The following is a 9,449-nucleotide window of genomic DNA, read 5'->3' as shown; positions in this document are numbered from 1 at the left end:
TTGGGCAGATGCGGCTCGATCGCCGCCCAGGCCTCGTCCGACAACCAGAACAGCGCCATGCTCACCTCCGTCGCCCCCGCGTCCGTGGTGAATCAGAAAACCGCGCCCGCCTCAACCCGCTGATTGGGTTTTGACCCTAGTTCCGCGTAACTGCCTTCGACCTTTAAGGCATCGACTGCCTCCACCAACGTCGTAATCAGGTCTCTCCCCGAAGTATATGGAGAGGTCATTGATCTCTGCCGCGATGTCCGTTCCCCAAGGAGGTTGCTTTGATCGGTCAGCAAAATTCCACACAACCCGTTCGGGCTGAAAGCGTGCCAACTCTCGGCGAATAGTTAACAGCTCTGTTTTAGCAGCCTCTGATTTGGCCTTCTAGAGTCGGCTTTGGTACAGATTGCCGAGAAGCACTGGAAATCGATCCCCCCAACTCGTTTCAAGATTCGCTGAGACCGTTGAGAATAAGGCATGGAAAATATCTCCCGTGCCGATTTCGTCGATGATGCTACCGACTTCGATGCCAACTCCCATTTAGCGACATTATTTCCGGTATTTTGTAATGTCTAACTCTAGACGGCACCGCTTTATGTCGATTCTTGCACACAACTCGTTGCTTGGTGTCACAACCGGTCGGTTTCGACACGCTGCCGTGACATTCGGTTTGTCGCCCTTTTCGAGGAGGCGGAACCGTGGGTCATAATGTCGGATTCTGGGTCGCTCGGTAAGGCTCCGCAAGAACCGCCGTCAGCGCATGGTGGGCCTGCGACTTCCCCTTCCAATGTTGGACTTCATCTGCTCCAAGCTGGTGCGTGACGCTCCGATCCGCCCTTGGCAGTCCCGGTATTCCCGCCGCCCCTCGCGCACGAACCGCGCCAGGGCTGGCTCGGCTCACGCCCCGTCGCAGGTTCCTCGTTCGCCCGCCGCGCAAACCGCGCGCGACGCGTTTTGGCGTGAACTTCCAGTGAACTTCCGCGCCCCGCCGCTGCCGAACGCGAGCCCGCGCCCGCATTCTCCCGAACTCGTTCGGGTTCGCGCCTGGCCTTCAGCGCCCCGCCAGCTTGTCGCGCAAGCCCGCCAGCTTGCCCGGCGGCCGTGCCTCCTCCTCGCTGAGGACGCCCGCCGCGCGGAGCGTCGCGTCGGCGTTCGGCGCCCGGAGAAAGGGGTCGAGCGCGAGCGCCATGGTCTCGGCGGCGGCCTCGCCCAGGTCGATGTTGCGCCCTTCGTAGATGATGGTGTCGAGCGCGTCGGCGCTGAGCTCGACCTCTTCCGCCGCCTCCGGACCCGCGGGAACGAACAGCAGGTCGGCCTGCTCGTCGACATGAACCGCGATCGGCTCGCCGGTGACCGAGCAGGCCTGGATCACGTCCGCGACGACGCGCCCACGCGCCGTCAGCCCCGCATGTTCGCGGCGGACGGCGAAGCCGGCGCGCAGCGCGTCCACGGCGACGAGCTCGAACCGGCGGGCGAGCGCTTCGCGCTCCGCGGCGGTCGCTTCCACCTCGACGACACGCTCGCGGGCGGAGATCGAATCGACGCGCTCGGGCCGGCTGAACTCGGGCGTCATGGCACCCACCCCTCGAGTATCTGCTCGACGGGCGCCGCGCGCAGATCGTCTCGCAGCGCGATCAGCGCGCCGCGGACATGGGCAAGTGCCTGGGGCGTCGGGGCTTGGCCGCGGAACAGGTTGCGGGTGATCGCGCCGTCCAGGTCGCCTCCGGCCAGCCCCTCGCGAAAGGCGCCGAGCCGCCCGCCGAGCATGCTCATCATCCGGCCGATATGCTTGCCCACGGTCATGTCGCCGATGCCGATCTGGCGGAGCTGGCCGTCCATGTCGTCGACGAAACGCTCCGCGAGCCGGGCCGAGGGCTCGGCCCCGGACGCGCCCTCCTGCTCCAGCCGCAGCATGACGACCGCGAGCACGGCGGCGACCGCGTCGAAGCGGCCGTCCACCGTGTCGGGTAGCCCGCCCTCCACATACCAATGCGGTGCGCGCGCGCGCGCCACCACCGCATTGTACAGGTCGAGCGTCGGCTCCGCCTCGCTTCGCCCGAACAGTCTTTCCAGCAGACCCAAATCAACGGTTCCTCGATGGGCGCGATGCTTGTGTGCCCGCGTCGCATGGCATATCGATCCGATGCGTCCGCCGTTCAATCGGTTGCCTGTCCGCGCGTATCCGCTGGAGTCCCCTGATGCTGTCCTTTCTTCGTCCCGCCATCGCGCTTTCGGCGGCGTCGCTCGCCATGGGCGGGTGCACCCAGCTCAAGTCGCACCAGGGTTATATCGTCGACGCCGACCTGGTGAACTCGGTCCAGCCGGGCGTCGACAATCGTCAGTCGGTGCTCCAGACCCTGGGGCGGCCAAGCTTCACCGCGCAGTTCGAGGGCGGCGACTGGTATTATATCGCGCGCGACAGCCGCAACTACGCGTTCCGCAACCCGCGCCCGTCGGACCAGATCACGCTCCGGATCAGCTTCGACCAGGCGGGCAATGTCGCCGCCGTGCGCCGCTCGGGGCTGGAGCAGGTCGCCCAGGTCGATCCGGCGCGCAAGACGACGCCGACCTTGGGCAAGAAGCGCAGCTTCTTCCAGGAGCTGTTCGGCAATATCGGCACCGTCGGTGCCCCCGGCGCGGGCGGAGCCGGCGGCGCAGGCGGCGGGGGCCGCACCCAACCCTGAACGGGGCCGCCGATGCTGTCGCGATGCTGACGATCGCATTCGACGGGCGTTCAGTCCGGCTCGTCTATTTCTCCTGTCCAAGGTGGGGCCCGGTGGCCTCGTCCGGAAACCAAGGAGAACGATCATGCGTAAGTTGATCACCGCCGTCCTGCTCGCCGCCACTGCCTTTCCGGCGGCCGCCAGCGCCCAGTCAGCCGGCGAGCTGCGCCGCGACCAGCGCGAAATCCGCGAGGAGCAGCGCGAACTGCGCCAGGCCCGCCGCTACGGCGATCGCGGCGATGTGCGCGAGCAGCGCCGCGATGTCCGTGACGCGCGGCAGGAATATCGCGAGGACCGCCGCGACTATCGCCAGGCCGGTCGCGACGACTGGCGCGGCTATCGCCAGCAGAACCGCGCGCTCTACGCACGGGGCAATTGGAACGCGCCGTTCCGGTATAACAGCTTCCGGCCCGGCGTCCGCATCGGGGCGCCCTATTACCAGCAGCGCTTCGTGATCAGCGATCCCTATCGCTACCGTCTGCCGCGCCCGACCGGCTATCAGCGCTGGGTGCGTCACTATAACGACGTGCTGCTGATCGACACGCGTCGGGGTTACGTGGTGGACGTGCTCCGCAGCTTCTACCTCTAGGACCGCGATGATCGGGCGGCCCTAATTCCGGGCCGCCCGATTTTTCTTTGCCCGTACCCTTGATCGCCTAAGCGAGTCGGTCGAAGCTGCCTTGGCGAAGGTCGGGCGGGGGCACGGGTGGACTGGGCTTTGTGGGGGTTGGCCGCGGTCGCGCGCGAGGCGATGCTGTTCGCGGCGTTCGGCTTTCTGGTGGGCGGGATCGACGATCTGCTGGTCGACCTCCTCTATCTATGCGGTCGCCTGAGCGGACGCGGCGGCAGGCTGTCGCTCGACCGGCTCGTCGCGACGGAGCGGGTCGAGCGCCTGGCGATCTTCGTTCCTGCATGGGACGAGGTCGCCGTGATCGCGCAGATGCTCGACGCGGCGCTCCGGTCGATCGATCACCCGAATTACCGCATCTATGTCGGCACCTACCCGAACGACCCGGCGACGGTCGCGGCAGTCGCGTCGGTGGCCGCGCGCGACGACCGCGTGCGGGTCGTGATCGGCCCACGTCCCGGACCGACGACCAAGGGCGACAATCTCAACGCGCTATGGCGCGCGCTGGGCGAGGATGACGCGCGGACCGGAGTGACGACACGCGCGGTGGTGCTTCACGACGCGGAGGATGTGATCCATCCGGCCGAACTGCGCGTCTTCGATGCGATGCTGGGCCGTCATGCCGTGGTCCAGCTGCCGGTGCACCCGCTGATCCGGCGGGACAGTCATTGGGTCAGCGGCACCTATGCGGACGAGTTCTCCGAGGCTCATGCCAAATTGCTCGTCGTGCGCGGGGCGCTCGGCGCGGGACTGCCGCTGGCGGGGGTGGGATGCGCGATCCGGAGCGATGCGCTCGGCGCCTTGGCGAGCGCGCGCGGCGGTGCCCCGTTCGACCCTGGAAGTCTGGTCGAGGATTACGAAACGGGCCTGTACCTCGCCCAGCTCGGCTTCACCGGCGTGTTCGCGCGAGTTGCCGAACGGCCGGGCGGCGCGCTGGTCGCGACGCGCGCCTATTTTCCCGACGATCTGGAAGCGGCGGTCCGGCAAAAGGCGCGCTGGATGACGGGGATCGCGCTCGCCGGCTGGGACCGGACGGGCTGGGGACGCCCGCTCGCGATCTTCGATCATTGGATGCGGGCGCGCGACCGGCGGGCGCCGCTGGCGGTCGTCGTGCTCGCCGCCGCCTATCTGGCACTGCTGCTCTGGAGCATGTCGGCAGCGGCCTATTGGCTGGTCGGCGTGACGGTGCCGCCCGTCGGGCCGGTCCTGTCGCGGGTGCTGGCCGCCAACATGGTCCTGCTGGGGTGGCGGCTCGCCTGGCGGGTCGCCTTCACGACGCGGATGTACGGGTGGCGCGAGGGGGTGCGATCGGCGCCGCGCATGGTGGTCGGCAACGTCATCGCGCTGTTGGCGGTGCGGCGGGCCGCATGGCGCTACTGGGCGATGTTACGCGGGTCCGATCCCGTCTGGGACAAGACCGCGCACCGCTTTCCGTTGGCGGACGGCGGATGACGGCGGGTCGGCCGCTCCGCTTCCTGGTCGGCGTCCTAATGGGCTGGGCGGGGCTGCGTGCCGTACTGCTCTGGCCCGAACGCGAACCGGCGTCCGCGCCCGGGCAGGCCGCCCCGGTCACGGCCGCGGCAAGTGTCTCCCCCGTGATCGCCGTGGCGGCCCTGGCGCCCATGACGATGATCCCGGTAACCGCGGGAAAGATTCGTGGAGGCGTGTGGGCTCGGCCGGTTCTGGCGAACCCGTCCCCCGCCATCGTGCCCGTCCCCACCTCGCCCGTCCCGCCTGCGCCGACGATCGCGATGGCGGCGCAGGCCCCGGCAATGCCGGGGGCGACCGTCCGATTGGAGGGCGCGTTGCCGACGCCGCTCGGCTTGTCCGATTCCGTTTCCGCGAGCCGATGGGGCGGCGGCCTGTTCGCCATCGCGCGGCCATCGGGAACGGGCGGCGGGCTGGGATCGACCCAGTTGGGCGGATCGCAAATCGGTGCGCGCCTTTCCTATTCCATGGACGCCCGGCGCCGGATCGCGCTGGTCGGACGGGTCGCGACCCCGTTCGAAGGTCGGGGGCGTGAGGCGGCGTTGGGGGTGGAGTGGCGACCCGCGGGGTTGCCGGTGCGCGTCTTCGCCGAGCAGCGGTTCGCGCTCGACGGCGGCCGGGGCGGTCCGAGCGCGGGTCTGATCGCCGGAGTCGATCGCCCGATCGGGCGCGGCGTCCGGCTGGAAGCCTATGGCCAGGCCGGCGCGATCGGACGAGAGCGGGTGGAGGGATTCGCCGACGGCGCGGCGCGGGTGACGCGGCGCCTAGTCGCCGTGGGCGGCGCGACGCTCGATATGGGCGTCGGCGTCTGGGGCGGGGCGCAGCGCAGCGCCGAGCGGGTGGATGTCGGGCCGACCTTGGGTATCGTGGCGCCGGTCGGCGGGCGCAGGCTGCGGCTGACGCTGGACTGGCGCGCGCGGGTGCTGGGCGAGGCCCGGCCGGGTTCCGGACCCGCGCTGTCGCTGGGCACGGATTTCTGAAGGCGCGCGCTCGCTTCCGCCCGCTCCGCCGACGCGCTAGGACGCCCATGCCCATGAACGTCTATCTTCCCATCGCCAATCTGTCGGTGAACGCGTTGGTGATCATCGCGCTGGGCGGCGCCGTCGGGTTGTTGTCGGGGATGTTCGGGGTGGGCGGCGGGTTCCTGACCACGCCGCTGCTGATCGTCTACGGCATCCCGCCCACCGTCGCCGCGGCGTCGTCGGCGAGCCAGGTGACGGGTGCCAGCGTGTCGGGGGTATTCGCGCATCTCAGGCGCGGCGGGGTCGACCTGAAGATGGGGGGCGTGCTGGTCGCGGGCGGGGGCATGGGCGCGGTGTTCGGGGCGTGGCTGTTCCGCCTGCTTCAGGAGACGGGGCAGACCGACACGGTGATCGCGATCACCTATGTGCTGCTGCTCGGCTTTATCGGCCTGTTGATGCTGCGCGAGTCGCTGCTCGCCATCGGCACGGCCAAGGGCCGGATCGCGCCGCGCCCGCGCAAGCGCCGCCACCATCCGTTGGTCGCGGCACTGCCGCTGCGCACGCGCTTCTATGCGTCGGGGCTGTACATCTCGCCGCTGGCGCCGCTGCTGCTCGGCTTCGGGGTAGGGATCCTGACCATCCTGCTGGGAGTGGGCGGCGGGTTCATCCTGGTGCCGGCGATGATCTATCTGCTGGGCATGGCGACGAGCGTGGTGGTGGGGACCAGCCTGTTCCAGACGCTGTTCGTCACCGCGCTCGCCACGCTGGTCCATGCGCTGACCACCCAAGCGGTCGACATCGTGCTGGCGGGTTTGCTGCTGATCGGATCGGTGACGGGGGCGCAGCTGGGCGCGCGGTTCGCGTCGCGGGTGAAGCCCGAATATCTGCGCCTCGCCCTCGCGCTGGTCGTGCTCGCGGTAGGCGCGCGCATCCTGCTGGGGCTGGTCTGGCGACCGGAGGCGATCTTCTCCGTCGAACTGGCGTGAGGCGCGCGCTGCTTCTCGTCGCCGCACCGCTGCTGCTGGGCCAGGCGCCGGCGCCCGTGCTGGTGCCCGACGTGTCGCAGCGTTCGATCGAGATCGCCTACAGCTTCACCGGTGCCGAGCTGCTCCTGTTCGGCGCGATCCTTTATCCCGGCGGGCGGCTGCCGCGCGGCAGCGCCCCCACCGACATCGTCGTGGTGGTCAAGGGGCCGACCGAGTCGATCCTGATCCGCGAAAAGCAGCGCGTGGCGGGCATCTGGGTCAATGCCGCCGACCTGCGCTACCGATCGGCGCCCTCCTTCTATGCGGTGGCGTCGTCGCGCCCGCTGGAGCGGATCGTCGACGAACGCACCCGCGCCATCTTCGAGCTGGGGCTGGGCGGCCTTCAGCTCTCGCCCGCGTCGAGCGCCGCGCCGGCGATGCAGGACCGGTTCGCGGGCGGGCTGGTCGAACTGCGGCGGCGCACCGGGCTGTATTACGAGGCGCCCGACGCCGTCGAGATCACCGGCGGCGTGCTCTACCGCGCGCGGATCGGGGTGCCGGCGCGGGTGCCGGTCGGGCGGTTCACCGCCGAGACCTTCCTGATCCGCGACGGGCGCGTGCTGGCGGCGGCGGTGCGCGACATCGACATCCGCAAATCGGGGTTCGAGCGGTTCGTCGCGAACGCGGCCGCGAACGCGCCGCTCCTGTACGGGCTGGCGGCGGTGGCCTTGTCGATCAGCCTGGGCTGGTTCGCGGGCTGGGTGGCCGGGCGGCGTTGAGTCCAGGAGCTACCCGATCTTTACCTATTCCGGGGCATCAGGATTTCCACAGGATATGGGATCCGACAACATGACCTTCATGCCCGGTGCCGACGAGTTCGCGCATCGCTCGCCCGCCCCGGCCCCCGTCCCCGCGGAACCGGCCCCCCGCCAGCCGGTCGGCGCGATCGGCTTTGTGCTCGCCATCGCCGGATCGAGCAGCCGCGCGGTCGTCGACGTGGCCGCGCTTCAGGGGCTGAGCGGCCATCCCGATCCCGTGGTCGCGTCGACCGGGCAGGTGGGGACGCAGATCAAGATGCGGGTCGGTTCGACCTGGCTGGTCGCCAATGTCCGCAGCCTGGCGCTGGACCCCGGTCACGACGGCCGCATCATGGCCGATATCGATTTCCTGGGCGAGGGCGACGAGGAGCGGCTGACGGGCAAGCTTTATAATTTCCGCCGCGGCGTGACGCGCTATCCGACGCCGGGGTGCGAGGTGCATCCGATCTCGACGGGCGACCTGAAGCAGATCTACGCCGCCGACGACCGCGCCCATATCGAGATCGGATCGGTCTATCCGACCAAGGACATCCGCGCCGCGCTTTATATCGACGCGATGCTGGGCAAGCATTTCGCGCTGGTGGGGTCGACCGGCACCGGCAAGTCGACCAGCGCCGCCCTGATCCTGCACCGCATCTGCGATCTGGCGCCACAGGGCCATATCATCATGATCGACCCGCATGGCGAATATTCGGCGGCGTTCCGCACCAACGGCGCGATCTACGACGTCAACAACCTGCAAATGCCCTATTGGCTGATGAACTTCGAGGAGCATTGCGAGGTCTTCCTGACCACCACTGGCTCCGAGCGGCAGGTCGACGCCGACATTCTCGCCAAATGCCTGCTGATGGCGCGCGCCAAGAACCGCATCGGGCAGGAGATCGCCAAGCTGACGGTCGACGCTCCCATCCCTTATCTGCTCAGCGACCTGACCAACATCATCGGGCTGGAGATGGGCAAGATGGACCGCGCGGGCGACACCGCGCCCTATATGCGGGTCAAGAGCAAGATCGAGGAGATCAAGGCCGATCCGCGGTACGGCTTCATGTTCTCGGGGATGCTGGTCGCGGACACGATGGCGGGGTTCCTCCAGCGCATCTTCCGCCTGCCCGGCGACGGCAAGCCGATCTCGATCATCGACGTGTCGGGCGTGCCGTCCGATATCACGTCGACCGTGGTCGCGGTGCTGAGCCGGATGACCTTCGACTTCGCGATCTGGAGCCGTAACGAGCCGCAGCGCCCGATCCTGCTCGTCTGCGAGGAAGCGCACCGCTACATCCCCTCGGACCGCGATCCGGGCAAGTCGTCGGTCGGGCGGATCCTGGGCCGGATCGCCAAGGAGGGCCGTAAATACGGCGTCTCGCTGGGCCTGATCACCCAGCGCCCGTCGGACCTGGCGGAGGGCGTGCTGTCGCAATGCGGCACCATCATCGCGATGCGGCTCAACAACGAGCGCGACCAGGCCTTCGTGCGCGCGGCCATGCCCGAGGGCGCGCGGGGGTTCCTCGATTCGATCCCGGCGCTGCGCAACCGCGAATGCATCATCTGCGGCGAGGGCGTCGCCATCCCGATCCGCGTGTCCTTCGACGGTCTGGAGGAGGTACGCCGCCCCGCGTCGAGCGACCCGCTCTTCTCCGAGCTGTGGCGCGATGTCGGCGGCGAGGAGCAGATCATCGGCCGCACCATCCAGAAATGGCGCGCGCAGGGTAAGTGAACGGCGATCGGAGGCCCGCGGCGGCGCGGAAGTTCACTGGAAGTTCAGGCGTAAACGTCGAAAGCCGCACGTCGCGCCACCGACCTTGCTTGGCGACCTTTACACGGAATCGTCGGTTCGCTCCTCCCGTCGCTGGCGGGCGGGCGAGGCTCCGACCTGAAAC

At 68.8% G+C, this 9,449-nt stretch carries 9 protein-coding genes and 1 pseudogene; 7 read left to right on the top strand and 3 right to left on the bottom strand.

From position 1 onward, the window contains the following. Window positions 1–111: 111 nt before the first annotated feature. The 3 genes and pseudogenes from VF592_RS14305 to VF592_RS09165 form a co-directional block, all read right to left on the bottom strand. Window positions 112–528, bottom strand: a pseudogene (locus tag VF592_RS14305) (Imm70 family immunity protein). Between the two features lie 511 nt (window positions 529–1,039). Next, entirely contained in the window at window positions 1,040–1,561 is a 522-nt protein-coding gene (locus VF592_RS09170) for a DUF177 domain-containing protein (RefSeq protein WP_331005318.1), read from the bottom strand. After that, on the bottom strand, window positions 1,558–2,070 hold the full coding sequence (locus tag VF592_RS09165; RefSeq protein WP_331005317.1) for a ubiquinol-cytochrome C chaperone family protein: 513 nt from the start codon (window positions 2,068–2,070) through the stop codon (window positions 1,558–1,560). The genes VF592_RS09170 and VF592_RS09165 overlap by 4 nt, the downstream gene beginning before the upstream one ends. A 116-nt stretch (window positions 2,071–2,186) precedes the next feature. On the opposite strand from VF592_RS09165, the gene VF592_RS09160 reads away from it, so the two are divergent. The 7 genes from VF592_RS09160 (at window position 2,187) to VF592_RS09130 (ending at window position 9,286) form a co-directional block, all read left to right on the top strand. Further along, window positions 2,187–2,672: an outer membrane protein assembly factor BamE gene (locus tag VF592_RS09160; RefSeq protein ID WP_331005316.1), complete on the top strand. Its 486-nt coding sequence runs from the start codon at window positions 2,187–2,189 to the stop codon at window positions 2,670–2,672. Window positions 2,673–2,796: 124 nt separating this feature from the next. Then, entirely contained in the window at window positions 2,797–3,300 is a 504-nt protein-coding gene (locus VF592_RS09155) for an RcnB family protein (protein ID WP_331005315.1), read from the top strand. Window positions 3,301–3,417: 117 nt separating this feature from the next. After that, window positions 3,418–4,791: a glycosyl transferase family protein gene (locus VF592_RS09150; RefSeq protein WP_331005314.1), complete on the top strand. Its 1,374-nt coding sequence runs from the start codon at window positions 3,418–3,420 to the stop codon at window positions 4,789–4,791. Next, on the top strand, window positions 4,788–5,807 hold the full coding sequence (locus tag VF592_RS09145; protein ID WP_331005313.1) for a hypothetical protein: 1,020 nt from the start codon (window positions 4,788–4,790) through the stop codon (window positions 5,805–5,807). The genes VF592_RS09150 and VF592_RS09145 overlap by 4 nt, the downstream gene beginning before the upstream one ends. Before the next feature lie 53 nt (window positions 5,808–5,860). Then, entirely contained in the window at window positions 5,861–6,775 is a 915-nt protein-coding gene (locus tag VF592_RS09140; protein ID WP_331005312.1) for a sulfite exporter TauE/SafE family protein, read from the top strand. Then, entirely contained in the window at window positions 6,772–7,533 is a 762-nt protein-coding gene (locus VF592_RS09135; protein WP_331005311.1) for a TIGR02186 family protein, read from the top strand. The genes VF592_RS09140 and VF592_RS09135 overlap by 4 nt, the downstream gene beginning before the upstream one ends. Before the next feature lie 70 nt (window positions 7,534–7,603). Next, window positions 7,604–9,286: an ATP-binding protein gene (locus VF592_RS09130; protein WP_331005320.1), complete on the top strand. Its 1,683-nt coding sequence runs from the start codon at window positions 7,604–7,606 to the stop codon at window positions 9,284–9,286. The last annotated feature ends 163 nt before the right edge of the window (window positions 9,287–9,449 follow it).

Origin of the sequence: Sphingomonas sp. (genome assembly GCF_036388435.1) — a bacterium.
Classification (GTDB): domain Bacteria; phylum Pseudomonadota; class Alphaproteobacteria; order Sphingomonadales; family Sphingomonadaceae; genus Sphingomonas.
Note: the sequence above shows the minus strand (reverse complement) of the source record. Positions and strands in the feature narration are given on the sequence as shown.

Excerpts from the sequence above, each read along its gene's own strand:
- VF592_RS09170 (WP_331005318.1), bottom strand. The coding sequence starts at position 1,561 with ATGACGCCCGAGTTCAGCCGGCCCGAGCGCGTCGATTCGATCTCCGCC.
- VF592_RS09160 (WP_331005316.1), top strand. The coding sequence starts at position 2,187 with ATGCTGTCCTTTCTTCGTCCCGCCATCGCGCTTTCGGCGGCGTCGCTC.
- VF592_RS09155 (WP_331005315.1), top strand. The coding sequence starts at position 2,797 with ATGCGTAAGTTGATCACCGCCGTCCTGCTCGCCGCCACTGCCTTTCCG.
- VF592_RS09145 (WP_331005313.1), top strand. The coding sequence starts at position 4,788 with ATGACGGCGGGTCGGCCGCTCCGCTTCCTGGTCGGCGTCCTAATGGGC.
- VF592_RS09140 (WP_331005312.1), top strand. The coding sequence starts at position 5,861 with ATGAACGTCTATCTTCCCATCGCCAATCTGTCGGTGAACGCGTTGGTG.
- VF592_RS09130 (WP_331005320.1), top strand. The coding sequence starts at position 7,604 with ATGACCTTCATGCCCGGTGCCGACGAGTTCGCGCATCGCTCGCCCGCC.